17 protein-coding genes are annotated in these 19,072 nt (G+C 57.8%); 12 read left to right on the forward strand and 5 right to left on the reverse strand.

Going from position 1 to position 19,072, the window contains the following annotated elements; all coding sequences use genetic code 11:
* The first annotated feature begins 31 nt into the window (after positions 1-31).
* The 4 genes from EM595_RS17720 to EM595_RS17735 all read left to right on the forward strand — a co-directional run bounded on the left by EM595_RS17720 (position 32) and on the right by EM595_RS17735 (position 3,862).
* A complete protein-coding gene (locus EM595_RS17720; RefSeq protein ID WP_067435886.1) occupies positions 32-1,474 on the forward strand; it encodes an amidase in 1,443 nt (480 codons plus the stop codon).
* A complete protein-coding gene (locus EM595_RS17725; RefSeq protein ID WP_067435889.1) occupies positions 1,474-2,790 on the forward strand; it encodes a purine-cytosine permease family protein in 1,317 nt (438 codons plus the stop codon). The genes EM595_RS17720 and EM595_RS17725 overlap by 1 nt, the downstream gene beginning before the upstream one ends.
* A complete protein-coding gene (gene biuH / locus EM595_RS17730; protein ID WP_067435892.1) occupies positions 2,777-3,460 on the forward strand; it encodes a biuret amidohydrolase in 684 nt (227 codons plus the stop codon). Before EM595_RS17725 ends, biuH begins: the two co-directional genes overlap by 14 nt.
* 195 nt (positions 3,461-3,655) lie before the next feature.
* Entirely contained in the window at positions 3,656-3,862 is a 207-nt protein-coding gene (locus EM595_RS17735) for a YdgH/BhsA/McbA-like domain containing protein (RefSeq protein WP_067435895.1), read from the forward strand.
* Positions 3,863-3,966: 104 nt separating this feature from the next.
* Here the strand turns inward: EM595_RS17735 and fhuE are convergent, their stop codons facing one another.
* The 3 genes from fhuE to ubiU all read right to left on the reverse strand — a co-directional run bounded on the left by fhuE (position 3,967) and on the right by ubiU (position 8,329).
* Positions 3,967-6,123 (reverse strand): ferric-rhodotorulic acid/ferric-coprogen receptor FhuE, encoded by a 2,157-nt coding sequence (fhuE, locus tag EM595_RS17740; RefSeq protein WP_225702094.1) that lies wholly within the window; start codon positions 6,121-6,123, stop codon positions 3,967-3,969.
* 322 nt (positions 6,124-6,445) lie between these two features.
* Positions 6,446-7,324, reverse strand: a complete 879-nt coding sequence (locus EM595_RS17745; RefSeq protein ID WP_067435900.1) for a U32 family peptidase — start codon at positions 7,322-7,324, stop codon at positions 6,446-6,448.
* 9 nt (positions 7,325-7,333) lie between these two features.
* On the reverse strand, positions 7,334-8,329 hold the full coding sequence (gene ubiU / locus EM595_RS17750; protein ID WP_067435903.1) for a ubiquinone anaerobic biosynthesis protein UbiU: 996 nt from the start codon (positions 8,327-8,329) through the stop codon (positions 7,334-7,336).
* Positions 8,330-8,527: 198 nt separating this feature from the next.
* Here ubiU and ubiT point away from each other — a divergent pair, with 198 nt between their 5' ends.
* Together ubiT and EM595_RS17760 are read left to right on the forward strand one after the other, a co-directional pair.
* The gene (ubiT, locus tag EM595_RS17755) at positions 8,528-9,058 is read left to right on the forward strand and encodes a ubiquinone anaerobic biosynthesis accessory factor UbiT (RefSeq protein WP_067435906.1); all 531 of its coding nucleotides are present in this window, start codon (positions 8,528-8,530) and stop codon (positions 9,056-9,058) included.
* Between the two features lie 74 nt (positions 9,059-9,132).
* The gene (locus EM595_RS17760) at positions 9,133-10,182 is read left to right on the forward strand and encodes a tyrosine-type recombinase/integrase (RefSeq protein ID WP_067435909.1); all 1,050 of its coding nucleotides are present in this window, start codon (positions 9,133-9,135) and stop codon (positions 10,180-10,182) included.
* A gap of 18 nt (positions 10,183-10,200) precedes the next feature.
* Here EM595_RS17760 and EM595_RS17765 read toward each other — a convergent pair whose 3' ends face one another.
* Both EM595_RS17765 and EM595_RS17770 read right to left on the reverse strand, forming a co-directional pair.
* Positions 10,201-11,628, reverse strand: a complete 1,428-nt coding sequence (locus EM595_RS17765) for an alpha,alpha-trehalose-phosphate synthase (UDP-forming) (RefSeq protein ID WP_082691696.1) — start codon at positions 11,626-11,628, stop codon at positions 10,201-10,203.
* Positions 11,629-11,810: 182 nt separating this feature from the next.
* Positions 11,811-13,025: an MFS transporter gene (locus EM595_RS17770; RefSeq protein WP_067436978.1), complete on the reverse strand. Its 1,215-nt coding sequence runs from the start codon at positions 13,023-13,025 to the stop codon at positions 11,811-11,813.
* A 354-nt stretch (positions 13,026-13,379) separates the two neighbouring features.
* Here EM595_RS17770 and EM595_RS17775 point away from each other — a divergent pair, with 354 nt between their 5' ends.
* The 6 genes from EM595_RS17775 (at position 13,380) to EM595_RS17805 (ending at position 19,067) form a co-directional block, all read left to right on the forward strand.
* Positions 13,380-14,465 (forward strand): ABC transporter ATP-binding protein, encoded by a 1,086-nt coding sequence (locus tag EM595_RS17775; protein WP_067435912.1) that lies wholly within the window; start codon positions 13,380-13,382, stop codon positions 14,463-14,465.
* A 13-nt stretch (positions 14,466-14,478) separates the two neighbouring features.
* Positions 14,479-15,477 carry an ABC transporter substrate-binding protein gene (locus tag EM595_RS17780; protein ID WP_067435915.1) on the forward strand — a complete coding sequence of 333 codons (999 nt, stop codon included), beginning with the start codon at positions 14,479-14,481 and terminating at the stop codon, positions 15,475-15,477.
* A 17-nt stretch (positions 15,478-15,494) separates the two neighbouring features.
* Positions 15,495-17,219 (forward strand): ABC transporter permease, encoded by a 1,725-nt coding sequence (locus tag EM595_RS17785; RefSeq protein WP_157883945.1) that lies wholly within the window; start codon positions 15,495-15,497, stop codon positions 17,217-17,219.
* Between the two features lie 816 nt (positions 17,220-18,035).
* Positions 18,036-18,281, forward strand: coding sequence for a regulatory protein YcgZ (gene ycgZ / locus EM595_RS17795; protein WP_067435925.1), 246 nt, complete (start codon positions 18,036-18,038; stop codon positions 18,279-18,281).
* A gap of 192 nt (positions 18,282-18,473) precedes the next feature.
* Positions 18,474-18,767: a hypothetical protein gene (locus EM595_RS17800; protein WP_067435928.1), complete on the forward strand. Its 294-nt coding sequence runs from the start codon at positions 18,474-18,476 to the stop codon at positions 18,765-18,767.
* A 45-nt stretch (positions 18,768-18,812) separates the two neighbouring features.
* Positions 18,813-19,067, forward strand: a complete 255-nt coding sequence (locus EM595_RS17805; RefSeq protein ID WP_067435930.1) for a biofilm/acid-resistance regulator YmgB/AriR — start codon at positions 18,813-18,815, stop codon at positions 19,065-19,067.
* Positions 19,068-19,072 lie beyond the last annotated feature (5 nt).

Consider the following 19,072-nt stretch of genomic DNA (forward strand, 5'->3'; position numbering starts at 1 on the left):
CTTCCTCGCATTCCCACTGGCGAGGTTTCCTATGTTTGACGACTTACTGGATGGCGACGCAATCGCGCTGGCCGCCCACATTCATGGCGGCGACGTCTCTGCAACTGAGATCGCCAAAGCGGCACTGGATCGCATGGCTGAACGCGAGCCGTTGATTGCCGCGTTCTGCACGCCGACGCCGGAACTGGCGCTGCAACAGGCGGCCACGGTTGATCGCAGCCGGGCGCGAGGTGAAGCGCTCGGACCGCTGGCTGGCGTACCGATGGGCGTTAAAGATCTGATTTGTACCGCCGGGGTGAAAACCACGTCCGGCTCGGCGGCTTACCGCGATTTTATTCCGCAGGAGGATGATATTTCGGTAGAGAGAATGCTGGCGGCGGGTGCGATCATGCTGGGTAAAACCACCGCGCCAGAATTTGGCTACAGCGGCGTCGGGCATAATCCGCTGTTTCCTGCACCGCGTAATCCCTGGCATCGCGAGATGACCACCGGTGGCTCCAGCGCCGGTTCAGGCGCGGCGCTGGCCGCCAGGCTCTGCCCACTGGCATTAGGCAGCGACGGCGGTGGTTCGGTGAGGATTCCGGCAGCGCACTGCGGCGTCTTTGGATTTAAGGCATCGATGGGCCGCGTACCGCTGTGGCCCGGCTGCCGCGACGAGCGCTATCCCGGCGTATCGAGCTGGGAGTCGCTGGAGCACATTGGCCCGATGACGCGCAGCGTAGCCGATGCAGCGCTGATGATGTCGGTGATTGCCGGGCCGGACATGCGCGATCGGCATTCCATCCCCTGCGGCGATATTAACTGGCGGGAAGCCCCGCAGCGCGACATTCGCGGCTTGCGCATCGCCTTCAGCGCCGACTGGGGTTACGTCGCGGTAGATGGCGAAGTGCGTGACATTGTCACCCGAGCGGCACAACGTTTTGCCAGCGAGCTTGGCTGTGAGTTGGAAGAGGCGCATCCCGATCTCGGCGACCGTTCGGCCACCTTCGCCGCGCTGGTGGCGCTGGAGAGCGACCTCAGCGGCATGCGTTCGCTGCCGCGCGAGGAGATGTCGCCGCACCTGCAGGCGATGCTGCAACAGCCGTGGCGCGCAGAAACCTTTACCGATGCCATCGCCGATCGCAAAGCGGTGGTGAATCAGCTGTGGCGTTTTATGCAGCGCTACGATCTGATCATTACTCCAACCCTCGCCACGCCGCCCTTTCCGCTCAATATGCAGGGCCCGGAGATCATCGCTGGCCGCATGGTGCGCAGCGATCACTGGCTCTCCTTCTGCTATCCCTTCAATTTTTCCGGGCAGCCTGCCGCCTCCGTGCCTGCGGGTTTCACCGCCAGCGGCTTGCCGGTGGGCATGCAAATCGTTGGGCGTCACCTGGATGATGCCACCGTACTCGCCGCCAGCGCGGCATTTGAACGCCTGCAGCCGTGGAACGCGGTGCAGCCTCCCTTGTTTGCTACCAGAGAGAAACCGTGATGAAAACATCCGCCTCAACGCCTGCGCTTGAACAAGAATTTGAACATGAGCCCGTGCCGCTCAGCCATCGTCACTCCACCCGCTCAGTCTCCGCTGTCTGGTTCGGCTTCCCGATGATCCTGACCAACGCGCTGTTCGGCGGCATCATTACCTGGCATCTCGGCTTCTGGCCTGCGTTGATCGCCATTCTGCTCGGCAATCTGGTGCTGTTTGCTTACGTGGGTGCGCTGAGCTGGTTCGCCGGGCATACCGGCATGAACTTCGCCCTCCAGGCAAAACGCACCTTCGGCACCAAAGGCTATATTCTGGTGTCGGGATTTTTATCGACGGTGGTGATTGGCTGGTACGCCTTTCAGACCGGGCTGACCGGCACGGTGATCAACCAGACCTTTGGCTGGAACGCGCTGGCGGTCACCGCCTTCTCGATGGTGCTTTACACCGCAGTGACCTTTCTTGGCGTCCGCGCGCTGTCGCTGCTCGGCATGATCGCCGCGCCGCTGTTTGTCATTCTTGGCCTGGTCGCGCTGTGGCTGATCGCTGCCAATCATGATTTCAGCACCATGACCCAGTGGAAAGGCAGTGCCAGTGCCGCCGGTGCGATGACTATGGGCACGGCGGTGACCATGGTGATTGCCGGGTTCGCCGATTCCGGCACCATGACGGCGGACTTTACTCGCTGGTCTAAGGATGGCCGTTCTGCGGTGATCGCTGCGTTCTCGGCGTTTCCGGTGGCTAACGTTGTCTCGTATCTGTTTGGCGTGGTGATCGTGGCGGTGGGCGCGGCGGTCGATCCGCTGCACAACGGCGGTAACTTTCTGCCGCTGCTGATGGGCCACAGCGATGTGCTCTCCGCCATCGCCTTTCTGTTTGTGTTTATCAATCTCGGTTCAGTCTGTACCCACTGCCTTTATAACGGTGCAGTCGGCTACAGCCACCTTTTTAACAGCAAGATGCGCCTGTGGACCATTATTCTTGGGCTGATCGGCGGCGCGCTGGCGCTGGCGGGCGTCTGGCAATATTTTCTGCAATGGCTCAGCCTGCTTGGCATCGTGGTGCCGCCGTTTGGCGCGGTGATGATTGTCGACCTGATTTTCCTGGCGGGCGTCAGTCAACAGCGCAAAGTGGCGGCGGTGCACGGCCAGGCGTTTATCGCCTGGGGCATCGGCAGCCTGTGCGCGGTCGTAGCGCACCTCGCCTTTCCGCAGTTTGGTGAAGCGGTGATCGGCATCGTTACCGCCGCGTTCAGCTATCTGCTGATCGTCAAAGCCAGTAAAGTCAGCCATCCGGCTATGGAGAAGAAAAATGTTGGCATTTAGCGTTGATTCCACCCCTTACGCGTGGCCGTTTGACGGCGCTTTCTCGCCGCAAAACACCGCGTTAGTGATTATCGATATGCAGGCTGATTTCTGCGGCGAAGGCGGCTATGTCGATACCATGGGCTATGACATCGCCCTGACCCGCGCGCCCATTGCGCCGATTCAGTCGGTGCTGATGCGCATGCGCGAACTCGGCTTTCCGATTATTCATACCCGTGAAGGCCACCGACCCGATCTCAGCGATCTGCCCGCCAACAAGCGCTGGCGTTCCAAACGCATGCAGGCTGAGATCGGCAGTGAAGGTCCCTGCGGCCGTATTCTGGTGCGCGGTGAAGCAGGATGGGAAATTATCCCAGAGCTGGCGCCGCTGCCCGGTGAAGCGATCATTGATAAACCGGGCAAAGGGTCATTTTATGCCACCGATCTGGAATTGATCCTGCGCAGTCAAGGCATCGCCAACCTGATTCTCACCGGTATCACCACCGATGTTTGCGTGCACACCACGCTGCGTGAGGCGAACGACCGCGGCTTTGAATGTCTGGTGCTGGCAGATTGTTGTGCCGCTACCGAACAGCATCATCATGACGCCGCAATCAGCATGATTCATATGCAGGGCGGGATTTTTGGTGCAGTAAGCAACGCCGCCACGCTACTGGATGCGCTGGGCTAAAGGTGGCAGGTAGAGCGCATGGCGTTGTGTTTATCACAGCGCCTTTTTTATGCCCGTTCATCAGAGCAGTGACCGGCCCCTAATAAATGTGATCTGGATCGCACTTTTTGTCACTACGCTAATAGTAACAATGGTTATTATAACCCCCATCGAAGGCAATCACGTCTTCAACCATACCGATGAAGGATTATAACCATGAAAATCATTAACGCTGCTGCAGCCGTTGCCCTGTCTGTTCTTTCATTCGCCAGCTTTGCCCAGAGCGTAACCGCTACCGGCGATACCCTGGACAACACCGAAGCGAAAATCGCCATGCAGGCGCAGGAACAGGGTGCGCAATACAAAATCACCGAAGCTTATACCAATAACGGCGTGCACATGACCGCTGAGCTGTATAAGTAAGAGATGGTTGCATAAGGACATGCCAGACAAGGTCGCCCGCGGCGGCCTTTTTTGTGACCGATAAAAAAGGGCTCCCTCAGGGAGCCCTTTTTGTTGGCGGAGAATCAGAACTTATAGCTGGCGGTCACGGAGACGTTACGCGGCTCGCCCCAGACAATTGAGTCGCTGACGTTGGTGTCATACTCTTTGTCGAACAGGTTATTGATGTTCGCCTGTAACGTCAGCTGTTTGGTCAGCTGATAACGGCTGAACAGGTTGACCAGCGCATAGCTGCCCTGCTCGGCGTGCCAGGTGCCGTTGCCTTCCGGCGCATCGACATCCTGCCAGACGTGCGTCTGCCAGTTAACGCCGCCGCCAACGGTCAGCTCCTGCAACATCGGCAGGCGATAGCTGGTAAACAGCTTCAGCTGGGTGCGCGGCAGATCCGGGTTCACCGCCGTGCCGTCACGTTCTGCCGCAATGTAGCGCGTGCCGCCGAAGGTCATCTGCCAGTTGTCGGTGATCGCGCCGTTGATCTCAAACTCAATCCCGCGACTCACCGTACCATCCACCCCTTCATACGCGGTTTCAGTGCTGTTCGGAATGATGCGACCGGTGCTTTGCGCCACGTTGTCCAGCTCGCTGCGGAACAGGGTCAGTGAGGTAGTCAGACGGCTGTTAAACCAGTCCGATTTCACGCCCGCTTCGTAGTTTTTACCGATTACCGGCGACAGATAACCGCCATTGATGTCGCGATAGGTCTGCGGCTGGAAGACCGAGGTGTAGCTGGCGTAGGTTGACCAGTTTTCATCGATGTCATAAATCAGCCCGGCGTACGGCGTGATGTTATTTTTCTCAATGTTGGCGGTCAGCGTGTCGTTGGTCCAGCGCGTGTAACGCGCGCCGACGATCAGGTGCAGCGGATCGGCCAGTGAAATACGGGTTGCCATATAAGCCGATTTTTCCCGCGTGATATCTTCCTGCGACAGCGAGCGCTCGCCCCAGTCGGTTTCACGGAAGTTACCGTTATAGCTGTTGAAATCGCCCAGCATTTCGCTGGAGATGTTTTCAAAGGTGCCGTAATAGGTGTTGTGCTGTTTGGTGTAATTCACTCCGACCATCAGCTCATGCTGGCGACCAAACAGTTCATACGGCCCGTTAGCAAAGGCGTCGACCGCATCCATCTTGCGTTCACCGGTGTTATAGCCGGTGCCGCCCACGACTGGATAGCCAGCGTAAGGTGAAACGCCCGCGCCGGTATTCTTATCAAAGTAGCCCTGAATGTAGAGCTGACGGCTGTCGAGCGTGGTGACATTGTGCGTGCCGTTCAGGGTGGTCTGCCAGCCGTTATCAAAGTTTTGCTTCAGGTTCACAAAGGCTTTTTTGCTGGTTTTGTCGTTGTAGGCCCAGTCCGGTGCGGTGTTAAAGCCACGACGATAGTCGGTCTCGCTGCCGTCGACGTACCAGCGCGGCACGCCGCCCCACGTCACGCTGTCGGCGTTGGTTTCCTGGTATTCATAACCCAGCGACAAGGTGGTGGCATCGGTAAGATCGGCATCGATCACACCATAGATAAACTTCTTCTCAGCACCGTAACGCTCGACATAACTGTTGCGATCCTGATAACCAGCCACCACGCGGCCGCGCACGTTACCCGATTCGCTCAGCGGCGCGGAGAGATCGGCAACGTAGCGCTGTTTATTCCAGCTGCCATAGGTCGCCGAAACGTCGCCGGTAAACTCGCGGCTGTCAGCATGCTTACGCACCATGTTGACCGCGGCAGACGGATTGCCCGCGCCGGTCATCAGGCCGGTCGCCCCGCGAACCACTTCAATGCGTTCATACATCGCGGTATCGGACTGCGCATCGCCGAGGTTCCAGCGCGGCTCAAACACCGTTTTGATGCCATCAACCATGTAGTTATCGATCAGAAAGCCGCGCGAATAATAGGTGCGACGATCGAGATCGGCCACGCTCTCCTGAATGGCGGTGGTGTTATTCAGCACGTCGCCCAACGATTGCAGCTGCTGATCTTCCATACGTTGTTTACTGACAATGCTCACCGACTGTGGGATGTCGCGGGCGACCAGCGCCATCTTGGTACCGGAACGCGTCACCGGCACGCTGTAATCGCTGGCGGCGCTGCTCTCGGCCGCATCACTGGCAGAGGCATCAACGGTCAGCGTCTGCTGTTCCTGTGCCACGGCTTCAGCGGCGTACACCTGCGGTGCGGCAAGCGCGGCACCCACCATCAGGGCGACCACAGACAATGAGGTACGCATGCCGGTAACGGCGTCAGAACGAACTTCCCGGTTACAACGTGAAACAGAAGACATCATTTTACCTCAGAAGAGTTTTTTTATTATTTCCACCGTATGCGCCGCTGCTGCTAACACCTAAAAAAGGCGCTGCAAGTCGGAACACAAATGAGAATGAGAACTATAATTTTTTTATTTGATGTGTAAAAGGATATTAAGGAACTTTTCCGGATTTCTGCAAACGTGTCTTTTCACACGGTGGGATTCGATGCCATCAGGGGGCTGAGGAGATGAAAAGACGGCCCGCTATAGGGTGCGGGCCAGTAGAAAGAAGAAGTTAGCGAGGTCAGGATGCCAGCGTCATACCCGCAACTTTGCGCCAGTAACCGTTGCAGTCGTTGCCCTGCGCAACCATCAGCGGCGCCTGGCCCTGTTCATTAGCGCGAAAGCGATCGATCATCTGCAATGTGCTGGCATCCTGCGGCGACAGACGAACAATATCGATCAGATTTTGCATGCTCAGCAGATCGTTACCGAGGTTGTAACAGTAGCCACTCAGGGTTTGAATGCCATTCAGCACAAACACCTGCTGTCCCTCCTGCGATTTTACGGGGCGTCCGGTGGGATAGTTTATGCAGCAGGTTTCGCAGGCGTCTTTTGCCCGATTCTCCGAGCGGGCGGTAAAGCAGCGCGCCGAGAGCGCCAGCGGCAGATGGCCGTAAGCCAGCAGCTCGATCTCAAACCGCTGCCGCAGGCCACGTTCCTCACACTGCTGCATCAGCAGCCGCAGCCAGTCGCGCGACATCTCCACCGGCAGGCACCAGCGCGTCATGCCCTCTTTCACCAACAGCTGCAACGTATCAACGTTGTAGACATTCAGCGTCGGTCCGGCAACAAACGGCAGCCTGCGCTCAGCGGCCATGTTAACGGTGCCGAAATCATTGGCCTCAATCAGAAACTCGCCGTTCTCGACGTAACGCTGTAGCTCTTTCAGCTCCGATGGCGACTGCAGCAGCGCCAGCGTGCTGAGCACCACTTGCTTGCCGCTGGCTGCCAGTTCGCGTGCCAGCGTCATCCAGCCCGGATAAGTGGTGGCGCGCCGTTTGCTGCACACCGCCTCGCCGAGGCAAACGATATCAGCGCTGCTGTTTGCCGCCTGCTGATAAAAACTTTCCAGCTCGCTGGCTGGCCAGTACCAGAGCACCGGACCAAGAGAATATTGCATTCTGCCTCCTTATTGCCATTCACGGTGGTAAGCGCCCAGCGTGGTCTGCGTGCCTTCGGCCAACTCGCCCAGCGACTGCATCCACTGCGGTGCAACCGCAAACTGTTCCGGCTGTGCCATGCACCGATCGATCGCCTGGCGCCAGACGCGCGCCACCTGCGCCACATAAGCCGGGCTGCGCTGGCGCCCTTCAATTTTTACCGATGCCACGCCCGCGCGCAGCAATTCAGGCAGCAGCGCCAGGGTGTTCAGGCTGGTCGGCTCTTCCAGCACGTGATAACAACTGTCGTCGACCTGATAGCGCCCTTTACATAAGGTGGGATAACCGGCGCTTTCGTCAGGCGCATAGCGGTCGATCAGCACCTCATTCAGCCGCGATTCCATGCCTTTTGGCGTCTGCTGCCAGCGCACAAACTTCGCTGGCGAGCAGGCACCCGCGCTGTTGGGCGACTCGCCGGTGAGCCATGACGAGAGATAACAGCGCCCTTCCGCCATGATGCACAGGCTGCCAAAGGCGAACACCTCCAGCGGCACCGGCGTACTGCGCGCCAGCTGTTTAACCTGATGAATCGACAGCACGCGCGGCAGCACCACGCGATGCAGATTAAAATGGCGATGATAAAAGCGGATCGCCTCGAGGTTGGTGGCTGACGCCTGCACTGACAGATGCCGTTCCACCTGCGGATAGCGCGTGGCGGCATACTCCAGCGTGGCGATATCCGCCAGAATCAGCGCATCGGCACCGTTTTGCGCAGCAACGTCGATCGCCCGCTGCCAGCGCGTCATGCCGTCCGGATGGGCAAAGGTGTTGATCGCCACATGCAGTTTGCGGCGATGTTGATGCAGATAACGCGCCGCCTCAGCCAGCTTTTTATCGGTAAAGTTAAGCCCTGCAAAGTGACGCGCATTAGTGTCATCCTTCAGCCCAACATAAACCGCATCGGCCCCGTTTTCGATCGCGGTGCGTAACGCAGGCAAATTGCCCGCCGGGCACAACAGCTCCATAGTTGATCCTCTCAGCTTGCAGATGGGCGTCGAGTCTAGGCAGCCTGCGCGATGAAAATGTTGATGTAAGGCAGAGAAACCGCAGTTGTTGAGCGTAAGAGGATTTTTTCTGCCACCCACGCGCTTTTATTGATCCCGGCACGGGCGGCTAAAAATCCCTGTGGCAGAATCAGTGAAATTTTTTTCAGGAGTTGAACCGTGCTGAAACGATTACAGAATCTGTGTGTGCAAAACGGCCCCGCGCTGGTCGGGCTACCCGTGGCGTTGACGCCTTTTCCGCTGAGAAAGCGGATGTTAGAGCAGCTGCTGAACGCGCAATTTCGCCAGGCGTTGGCGGAGGGCGATCTCGATTTTCTGCAGGATCACTTCCTCGGTATTGATATCCTCGACATGGGCCTGCGCTGGGTTACCACGCTGCAACAGGGTCAACTCAGCGTGATGGCTCGCGACGACGCTGACGTCTGGTTTCGCGGCAACGCTAACGACCTGCTGCTGGTGGCGGCGCGCAAGGCCGATCCTGACATGCTGTTTTTCCAGCGCCGACTGGCTATCGAAGGCGATACCGAACTGGGACTGGAAGTGAAGAACCTGATGGACGCCATGGAGTTTGATGCTATGCCGCGCCCGTTGCTCAACGCCATGCAACAGCTGGCGACGTGGGTAGAAGCGGCCCGCACAATGCCCTCGACCGATGGCAGTTCAGGCAGAAAATCGACGCCGCTTATATAACGTCATGACAGCAGCGACGCGACGCATTATGCTGAACGCCAGAGGTTATATTTTTCAGCATATTCAGGCCACCCATGACCGATTCGTTACCCGCACCGCTGCCGTTACACGCCCTCTCTGCCGACGCCGATATCAGCGCGCGTCTGGCGGAATTTGTGCGCGACAAAGACGCCTTTTCACCGAATACCTGGCGCCAGCTGCTAAGCGTGATGCGCATCTGCTTTAGCTGGTCGCAGCAGAATGGACGTTCGTTTCTGCCTATGTCACCTGACGATCTGCGTGACTATCTCACCCATCTGCAGGAGATCGGCCGCGCCTCCTCCACCATTTCTACCCACGCGTCGCTGATTTCCATGCTGCACCGCAACGCAGGGCTGGTACCGCCCAATACCTCGCCTGCGGTATTTCGCACCATGAAAAAGATCAATCGTGTGGCGGTGATCGCCGGTGAGCGTACCGGTCAGGCTGTGCCGTTCCGGCTCAACGATTTGATGGCGCTGGATCGCTGCTGGGTTAACGCGACGCGCTTACAGGATTTGCGCAATCTCGCCTTTTTGCATATTGCCTACGGCACGCTGCTACGCGTTAGCGAACTGGCGCGGCTGCGGGTGCGCGACGTCACGCGAGCCGAAGATGGGCGCATTATCCTTGATGTTGCCTGGACCAAAACCATCGTGCAAACCGGCGGCTTGATCAAGGCGCTGAGCGCCCTTTCGACCCGACGGCTGGAGGCGTGGATCGCCGCGGCTGGCCTGGCTCGCGAGCCCGATGCGTTTCTGTTTTGCCGGGTGCATCGCTGCAATAAAGCCCTGCTCACCGAAGAGGCGCCGTTAAGCACGCCCGCCATTGAAGCGATATTCAGTCACGCCTGGCAAACCATCGGCCCGGCGGAACCGGCCAGAGCCAATAAATCGCGCTATCGCGGCTGGAGCGGCCACAGCGCGCGCGTTGGCGCGGCGCAGGATATGGCCAAACAGGGCTATGCCGTGGCGCAGATCATGCAGGAAGGCACGTGGAAAAAGCCGGAAACGCTGATGCGCTATATCCGTAATATCGATGCGCATCAGGGCGCGATGGTGGATTTGATGGAACGCCTCAGGCCAGATGCGGAGAGCAACAACTGATTCCGGCCTGAGTCGTGGTTAATAGCGCACACGTCCAGGCGCGGCGACATAGAGCCGCTGAAGCCCGCTGGCAGGCTGCGCATCATGCCCATCGGCATCGATTAACCGGCCGATCATGCTCTCTGCCCACCAGTGACAATCAAAGCGATGCAACCCCTTCATCAGCCGGGCATGCCGCTTCTGCCGTTCACGCAGGGGCAACTGCAGCGCGGTATGAATGGCATCCGCAATGGCGTCCGGATCATAAGGATTAACCAGAATCGCGCCGTCCATCTGTTCCGCCGCGCCGGCGAAGCGTGAAAGTACCAGCACGCCGGGATCGGCAGGATCCTGCAGCGCCACGTACATTTTAGCCATCAGGCTCATTCCCGATACCAGCGGCGTCACGACGCCCACTCGCGAAGCGCGATAAATTCCCGCCTGCTCTTCCCGACTGTACTGATGATTCAGGCAGCTCACCGGATACCACTCCAGCGTGCCGTGGACGCCATTCATTTCGCCGCACAGGCTTTCCAGCTGGTGAGTGAGCGTGGAGGCGCGATGCGGATGACCGGCCGCGGGCGCCGCCAGCTGCAACAGCGTGACGTTGCCCGCATAGTGCGGATGGCTGCGCAGCAGCACTTCCATGGCGCTGATGCGATACGGCAATCCGGCGCTCTCATCAAGATGGCCGCCGCTCAGCACGGTGTTAACCGGCAAACGTTCCTGACACTGCTGCGCCATAAATTCACAGCTGTTGCTCTCGCTCAGGCAGATCGCTTCGTCGAGATCGATACCCAGCGGAAACACGCCGGTGGAGATGATGCGGCCATGAATCATCAAGCGGTTCGCCGTCAGCCGCTCGGTGCGAAATTCGCTGTCGATCCACGACAGAAAGTTGTTCATGTCCTGTTGCGTCTGAAAGCCAATCACGTCGCAGCAGAGCAGCGACTCCGCCAGCCATTGCCATTCCGGAATCGCCTCGAAATGCATACCTACGGGAAAAGGCTGATGAAAGAAGAAACCAATGCGGTTGAGCAAGCCGGCATCGCGCACCGCTTTAATGCAGGGAATCAGGTGATAATCCTGCACCCAGATCACATCGTCCGGCATGGCGTATTCGGTTATTGCCGTGGCCCAGGCGTGATTGAGCTGCTGATACTGCCTGCGGCTGTCGTGGGTGAATCGGGCCAGATCGGGGCGCTGATGAAACACCGGCCACAGTCCCTGATGCACGTAGCCGTGATAACCCTCTTCATACTCGGCGCGGGTCAGCGGAAAAGTCAGCGTATCGAACTTATCGCCCTGCTGAAATGTCAGCGGACGCCGTTGATCCGGTGTGGCAATGTGAAACTCTCCGTCCCAGCTCACCCACAATCCGCCGCGGCGCGACAAAATGGCAGTGTAAATAGCGGCGAGCGTAGAGTGCTGATGCAGATTATGTGAAACCAGAATCAAGCCTGACATAGCGTTGTCCGTAAGGGTGAGATGATGGCACCGATCGCCAACGCGATCCGTGCAGATTGTCAGCAATCAGTTAATCATCAAACCCTGTAAAAAAGACGTAAAAATCAGTGCCTCTGGCGTAAAATTTTAGCAAATAACATAGCGATAACAGCGAATTAGCCGTTAACCTCGCCGTAAGGTGATCAATGATGCGGGTTATCAAGCCGCCGGATTGCGGGCGTCAGCGTCGCCGCCAGCGTGGCAATCAGCACCGCCGCAGTGGAGGCCAGCAATACCTTCCCCGTGCCGAAATGCATCGCCAGCGGACCGGCGGCAATCTCACCGAGTGGAATAGCGACAAAGGAACCCAGCGCGTCCCATGCGTAGACGCGCGCCAGCTTATCCGGCGGAATATGCGTTTGCAGCGAATGCGCCCACACCACGCCAAACTGGCCGAAGCCCATGCCCGCCATAAAAAACGCGGCCATCAGCCAGCCCGGAGACGCGCCCTGACTGAGCAGCAGCACCGGCAGCGCTGAGAGCGCGACCAGCATAACGCCGATAAACAGCTCCCGCTGCGGACGCCAGCGTAGCGCTATAAAGGAGCCGGCGATCAGGCCAACGCTTTGCGCCGCCACGCTCATTCCCCAGCCGGCACGGCCAAACGACGCGTCAGCAACAATCGGGCCAATCACCATCACCACGCCGCTGAAAGCAGCATTAACTATGGTGAACTGCGCGACGATTACCCATACCCAGCTGCGGCTGCTGAACGCCTGCCAGCCGTCGCGAAGATCGTGCAAAATGCTGCTCTGTGCGCTGACCACCTGACCCGCGCCGGTCTTAATCAGTAAGTAAAGCGGCGCTGAAATCGCAAAGCCCAGTGCATCGATCGCCAGTCCCCAGCCCGGTCCGACGGTGCTGGTCAGCACGCCGCCCATCGAGGCGCCAATTACTGTTCCCGCATAGATGCTCAGCTGAATTACCGCATTGGCGGCACGCAGGCGCGTCGCGGGCACGGTTTGCGGCACCATCGCCGACGATGCCGGTAGCGCAATGCCCGCCGCGGCACCGTTGAATGCGCCGATAACCGCCAGCGCAACGATGGTTGCGCTGCCATCAAGAATTAACCAGGCGATCAGCGCCTGCGATAAAGCCGCCAGCATTGAGGACGAGAACAGCACCCTGCCGCGCGGGTAACGATCGGCCAGCACGCCGCCAACCATCAAAAAGATCACGTTGAACAGCGAGCGCGCCGCCACGACGATGCCGAGCTGCGCAGGTGTGCCGCCGATATCCAGCACCGCAAACGCCAGCGCAATCGGCGCGATGCCATTGCCCAGCACGGTAAACAAGCGGGCAAAAAACAGATAACGGAAGGCGGCGTAGTGAAAAATCCGTTTGGGCTGGGCGTCCATGACGTGCTGGTTCAATGTTTTCTCCGGGCGAATGAAAAGCGGCATAGTCAGGCAGGATGCTGCCGCCGTGGTGACCTCAGCGCATTACTATGCCTTTTCTGACCAGGAAGTGAACCCTCCTTGCGGTTTTACTCCGGCAGGTTGACCATTTTGTGCGTTTTCCGATTCTGCTTTGTACTGCTTAGCTTGTTGAGGTTAACGCAGTAGTTAAACAACTAAAATGAATAGCTAATAGTATGCTGTAACTAAAAAAGGTTATCCTGGCTGATACGCGCCGCCGTTCCTGTCACCTTTCTGTCATTTTCAGGCCGTATTTTCTTAACGGTCGCTCAGCCCCTGTTACCGGAGTTTGCTTTGCCCGCATCCGCTATCCATATTCATCAGCTTACCAAATCCTATAACGGCATCAGGGTTCTCAACGCCATTTCGCTGGAGATTGCGCAGGGCGAAATCGTCGCGGTATTGGGCCCTTCCGGCTGTGGAAAAACCACCCTGCTGCGCGTGCTGGCCGGATTTGAACGGCTGGAGACCGGCACTGTAATGCTCGGCGATCGGCTCTACTCCTCACCGCAGTTTCATCTGCCGCCAGAAAAACGTGACCTTGGCATCGTGTTCCAGAGCTACGCCCTCTGGCCGCACATGACGGTGGCGGGCAACGTCGAATACAGCCTCAAGGTCAGCGGCGTCAGCGCCGTTGAACGCCAGCAACGCGTGGATGAGGCGCTGGCGATGGTCGGACTTTCCGCCTTTGCCCGGCGTTCCCCTGCCGATCTTTCCGGTGGCCAGCGCCAGCGCGTCGCCCTCGCCCGCTGTCTGGTTGCCCGGCCGCAGGTGGTGTTACTTGATGAACCGCTGGCCAATCTTGATGTACACCTGCGCGCTGCGATGGAAGAGGAATTTATCCGTTTTCATCAGCACACCGGCGCCACGCTGGTTTATATCACCCACGATCAGCAGGAGGCGATGGCGATTGCCGACCGCATCGTGGTGATGGATCAGGGTGAAATAATGCAGTTTGCGACACCACAGCAGCTTTATCGCGAACCGGCCAATGAGATGGTCGCCACCTTTATCGACGATGGCCGACTGATGCCGATCAGTGATATTGAGCCGCTGGGCGACGGTTATGCCAGCGTACAGCTGGCCGGACAGCGCTACAGGTTACGCTGTCACGCACACCAATCCGCGCAGCCCGCGGGCATCGCCTGCCTGCATGCGGACGATCTGCGCCCTGCAAAACAGGATGACATCGCTTTTGGCACCACGATTAAACGCATCATCTATCGCGGTAGCTACAGCCAGATCGACGTGGAGCCGAACCGCGTGCCGGGCGCGAGGCTGTCGCTGCATTTACCGAACGCGGGCGGGCTGCGGCCCGGCGACACATTGCCGCTCACGTTGAACAACGGCTGGATTATTCCCTCTTTTACCTCTGCGTAAGGATTCCCTGACCATGTATCAAGCTCGTCACACCGTTTTCGCTCTGCTGAGCGCGGCCGCATTCGGCTTCATTATTCCTGCTCAGGCCGCTGATGCCCCTGCAGGTAAGCTGGTGATTTATACCTCGCAAACGCCCGAAATTGCCCAACAGACCATTGATGCCTTTAAGCAGGCTCAGCCCAATATTGACGTCTCCTGGACACGCAACGGCACCACGCAGCTGATGAACATTCTGCGCACCGAGCAGATGAGCGGTGGCGTAAAGGCCGATGTGTTGCTGGTGGCGGATGCCATTAATCTCGGCGCCCTGAAGAAAGAAGGCGCACTGCTGGCCTATGACGCTGCGCCGGTCAGCCACATCAATCCGGCGTTTTACGACAAGGATAAGGCTTTTTTTGGCACCAAAATCATCGCCACCGCCATTGGCTATAACACCACCACAGCGAAACCTGTCGACAGCTGGCTGGCGTTGACCCTGCCGGAAAATAAAGGCCAGGTGGCGGTGCCGAGTCCGCTCTATTCCGGCGCGGCGCTCTATCACCTGCACACGCTGATCAACACGCCCTCGCTGGGTTGGCCGTTCTATCAGAAGCTGGCCGCCAACGATATTCACCCACAGGGCGGCAACGGCCCGGCGCTCAAGGCGGTGGCAGGCGGCACGGCAAAATATGGCATCATCACCGACGCCGAGCTGATTCGCGCGAAGAAGCAGGGCTCGCCGGTTGACGTGATCTATCCGCGTGAAGGCGTGTCATTTGTCACCGAGCCGGTCGCTATCCTTAAAGGCAACCATAATTTGCCCGCGGCCAAAGCCTTTGTCGATTTCATGCTTTCCGAGCGCGGTCAGCAGCTGGTCAGGGAGAAAGGCGATCGTCCGGTTGACGATCGTGTCACCGCCCCAGAAGGTTTTCCGCCGCTTGGGCAGATAAAACTGCTGCCGCTGGACAGCGACAAAGCGGTGGTGGAAGACAAGGCGGTGCGCGCTGAATTCACCGATCTGTTTGGGGGATAAGCGTGAGCCTGCTCTCAATGCTGCTGCCGCGAAAGCCCGCTGACTGGCGCGCTAAATTGCCCGGCAGCGAGCAGCTGATCCTCTGGTTTCTGGTGCTGGTCATTGCGCTGATTTCGATCGCCCCGCTGCTACGGCTGTTATGGGCGGCGTTAGCTCCGGAAGGCTCGCTGGATTTAACCCGTTTGCTGCGGCTGATTGCCAGCAGACGCGTCAGTGAAGCGGCGTTTAACACGCTGTGGATCGCCCTGGCGGCGACGCTCATCGCCGTGCTGCTTGGCCTGTTGGCCGCCTGGCTGGTGGCGCTGACCGACATGCCTGGAAAACAGAGCTGGGTGTTCGCGTTTATCCTGCCGCTGATGATTCCTCCACAGGTCACCGCGCTGGCGTGTATTCAGGCGATCTCGCCGAGCAGTCCGCTCTTCGATCTGTTGCGGGTAAGCGGGCTTGCGCCTGCTGCCGGTGAGCAACCGCTTTACTCGGCGGGCGGCATTGTGCTGCTGCTCGGCCTGCATGGCGCGCCGCTGGTTTTTCTGTCGGTGCGCGCCGGGCTGCGACGGGTGCCCGCAGAGCTGGTGGAAGCGGCTCGCATAACCGGCGCGTCGCCAGCTTACCTGCTGTTTTCGGTGATCCTGCCGCTGGCCCGTCCGGCGATCTTTGCCGGTGCTGCGCTGGCGTTTGTCGCCTCGGTCGGTAACTTTGGTATTCAGGCGATGTTAGGCATTCCCGGCCATGTACCCACGTTGATTACGCTGGTGTATCAACGGCTCAACAGCCTGGGACCCGATGCGCTGCCCGATATGGCAGTGTTGTCACTGCTGATCGCCGTAATGACGCTGACTGGCCTGATGGTCAGTCAGAAGCTGGGCGGCAGTCGCGACGTGCGCGTGGTTGGCACGCCACGTCATCATCAGCAGCCGCTGGGTCGCGGACGCATAGCGGTAACCATCGCAGCCTGGCTTTGGATGGCGATCACGTTGCTGCTGCCGCTTTCTGCCTTGCTGGGCACGTCACTTACCCGTGGATTTGGTCAGCCGTTAAGCTGGGCGACGTTAACGCTGGATAACTACGCCACCGCACTGTGGGGCTTTCCCGCTATCCGCAACGCCTTTTTTACCAGCCTATGGCTGACGCTGTTAACAGCCATCCTACTGACCCTGGCCGCGCTGTTTATGGCTTTTTGGATCAGCTGGCAGCGCACGCGGCTGGTGCGCCTGCTTCAACTCTCCAGCGAAATTGCCTGGTCCTTGCCGGGCATCGTCACCGGCATTGCCGCCATCCTTTTTTTTCTCAAGCCGCTGCCGCTGCTGAATATCAGCCTTTACGGCACGGTGTGGATCATTCTTGCCGCCTATCTCTCTAACTTCCTTGCGCTGGTATTACGGCCCACGCTGGCCGGTTTTGCGCAGATCGATCGGGCGCTGGATGAAGCCGCGCAGCTGGCAGGGGCCCATTTTTTACGGCGCATGTGGGATATTCTGCTGCCGCTGGCGGCGCCTTCGGCGATGGCAGGCGCGATCCTGGTGTTTCTCACCGCACTGAATGAAATTCAGGTGTCGGTGCTGCTGGTGACCGCCGATACCGAAACCCTGGGGCCGCTGATTATTGCGCTGGATGAAGGCGGGTCAGCGACGCTGGCCGCCGCTACCGGATGCCTGATGATAGCTGTCGTGCTGCTGTTTATGGGCCTGGCAACCCTGCTGTCATCGCGGCTGCCCGCAGGGGTGCTGCCGTGGCGCACATGACCAAATAACCCAGCGGCAGTCGGGAATAACGATCTCCGCTGCCGCTGCGTTTATTCCGTGCCCAGACGCGTGAAATTTCATCCCTGGTGTTGATTTGTGTTAAGGTGCGCGAAACACAAACAATGGATTTGTCATGACGCATTTGCAATGGTTCTTAAGTCTGGTGAAAAAACAGCAGCCCGGCATTAAATGTCCGGTATGTAAAATGTACTCCTGCCCGACGGAAAAGCAGAAATCCCAGGGACATACCATGCTCTGCCCCCATTGCAAGTCATTGTTTACTGAGAACTGTTAAGCTGATGCTTGTTGCGCTATCTCGCGGCGCAGTTGATGTTTCACTCTGATAAACTGTCGCGATATTCCAATCCGGTTCCCGGTTATTTTTATTTCCCGCTAATTTATCCCTGGTTTAATAATTAATTTCCACGCCCCTTTTTTTATTTAAGAAAACATCGCATTCAACGTGCTTTTTTATATATTTCTGCACCTGACCAGCCAGAACGCTTATTTTCAGACAATTCCTGAAATATTGACCATCACATTCAGCCTGCCTGCTGATAGTTGTACAAGGTTGTACAACTTTCTCCATCTGCCCTGCACCCGTTGCCCCCACTGGCCTCAGCCGCTCTCCTGTCGCATACGGCTTGTGCTGGCACAGTAGTTCAAAAACAGCCAACCAACTGATATATAACAGCTAGCACTTTTTGCCACATAAAACGCCCTGAACGAAACGCAAATAACTGTACAAGTTTCCTGATTCTGTATAACTTTGCCACATAACTTGATGAACAACTTTTAACCACAGAGGACTGACGCATGCGCCAGGACGGACAAAGAGCCTTACCTACTAACGATATGGCCCGTTACTTCAACAGCATCGCCCTGCCTTCACAGCAAGAAACGCTGGGTCGCATTGTGGTTGAAATCCTGCGCGCAGGTAAAAACCTCAATCGTAAATCTATCTGCACCAAACTGCTGCTGCGCCTTGAAGTTGCCAGCAGTGCAGAAGAAGAGAAGCACTATCAGGAACTGATCCGGATGCTGTTTGCTCGGGACGAATGATTTAAGGGGCGTTGGCTGCATAGATGGCCGACGTTGCGTTAACACTTTCTGACCTTGTTCAGCATCATGGGACGTTAACCGCCAGAGCCATTCTGCTCTGACGGTTAAGGCCCTGCCGACCTTTACAGGGACCTGTAATCACTGCGCATCCAACGAAGAGTGGAGGCGTAAATCGATTCAGGGGGAGCTGACATGAATAGAAGTGAAGACGACAAACTGGCGGATATTATGGTAGGCGAAGCGGTGCTGGCCTTGTTGAATAACGGTCGGCGCGTTTCGGCATCCACATTGCTTATGCAGCTGCAGCAAATTGCGACGCAGGAGTCTGATGAAGAGCGTCAGTCCGCCTGTTCGCGAGCCATTGTCGATGTGAATAACAGTATCAGTGCCAGCCATAACACTACGTCCGTAAACGTTCGCGACGGCAATAACGTCAGCCACGTTTTTAACAATGATGGCCCTGCCGACGACGCGAAAAAACATTAACCCCGACAACGTTTAACCGGGCTTTTCCCGGTAAGGAAAAAGCACATGCAGCAGCAGTCATCAGAAGCAGACATTCTCGAATACTTCAAAAGCAGCGGTGATCTTTACACCACTGAAACCGAAGTGCTGGGCGCGACGATTCGCGAAATTACCGCAGCGAAAGGCCACGTCACCAACAAAGCGATTATTTTGCATCTGTTGGCAGCGCTGGAAAGCTCCGAGGATGTGTTGCAACAGGATATTCTGCGCAGCACGCTGGAGCTGGTGGTTGGTCGAACGCCGGATGACAGCGATATCTGATGGTT

This window comes from Duffyella gerundensis (assembly GCF_001517405.1).
In the GTDB taxonomy this organism is placed as follows: domain Bacteria; phylum Pseudomonadota; class Gammaproteobacteria; order Enterobacterales; family Enterobacteriaceae; genus Duffyella; species Duffyella gerundensis.

Excerpts from the sequence above, each read along its gene's own strand:
- EM595_RS17720 (WP_067435886.1), top strand. The coding sequence starts at position 32 with ATGTTTGACGACTTACTGGATGGCGACGCAATCGCGCTGGCCGCCCAC.
- EM595_RS17725 (WP_067435889.1), top strand. The coding sequence starts at position 1,474 with ATGAAAACATCCGCCTCAACGCCTGCGCTTGAACAAGAATTTGAACAT.
- biuH (WP_067435892.1), top strand. The coding sequence starts at position 2,777 with ATGTTGGCATTTAGCGTTGATTCCACCCCTTACGCGTGGCCGTTTGAC.
- EM595_RS17735 (WP_067435895.1), top strand. The coding sequence starts at position 3,656 with ATGAAAATCATTAACGCTGCTGCAGCCGTTGCCCTGTCTGTTCTTTCA.
- fhuE (WP_225702094.1), bottom strand. The coding sequence starts at position 6,123 with ATGCGTACCTCATTGTCTGTGGTCGCCCTGATGGTGGGTGCCGCGCTT.
- EM595_RS17745 (WP_067435900.1), bottom strand. The coding sequence starts at position 7,324 with ATGCAATATTCTCTTGGTCCGGTGCTCTGGTACTGGCCAGCCAGCGAG.
- ubiU (WP_067435903.1), bottom strand. The coding sequence starts at position 8,329 with ATGGAGCTGTTGTGCCCGGCGGGCAATTTGCCTGCGTTACGCACCGCG.
- EM595_RS17760 (WP_067435909.1), top strand. The coding sequence starts at position 9,133 with ATGACCGATTCGTTACCCGCACCGCTGCCGTTACACGCCCTCTCTGCC.
- EM595_RS17765 (WP_082691696.1), bottom strand. The coding sequence starts at position 11,628 with ATGTCAGGCTTGATTCTGGTTTCACATAATCTGCATCAGCACTCTACG.
- EM595_RS17770 (WP_067436978.1), bottom strand. The coding sequence starts at position 13,025 with ATGGACGCCCAGCCCAAACGGATTTTTCACTACGCCGCCTTCCGTTAT.
- EM595_RS17780 (WP_067435915.1), top strand. The coding sequence starts at position 14,479 with ATGTATCAAGCTCGTCACACCGTTTTCGCTCTGCTGAGCGCGGCCGCA.
- EM595_RS17785 (WP_157883945.1), top strand. The coding sequence starts at position 15,495 with ATGCTGCTGCCGCGAAAGCCCGCTGACTGGCGCGCTAAATTGCCCGGC.
- ycgZ (WP_067435925.1), top strand. The coding sequence starts at position 18,036 with ATGCGCCAGGACGGACAAAGAGCCTTACCTACTAACGATATGGCCCGT.
- EM595_RS17800 (WP_067435928.1), top strand. The coding sequence starts at position 18,474 with ATGAATAGAAGTGAAGACGACAAACTGGCGGATATTATGGTAGGCGAA.
- EM595_RS17805 (WP_067435930.1), top strand. The coding sequence starts at position 18,813 with ATGCAGCAGCAGTCATCAGAAGCAGACATTCTCGAATACTTCAAAAGC.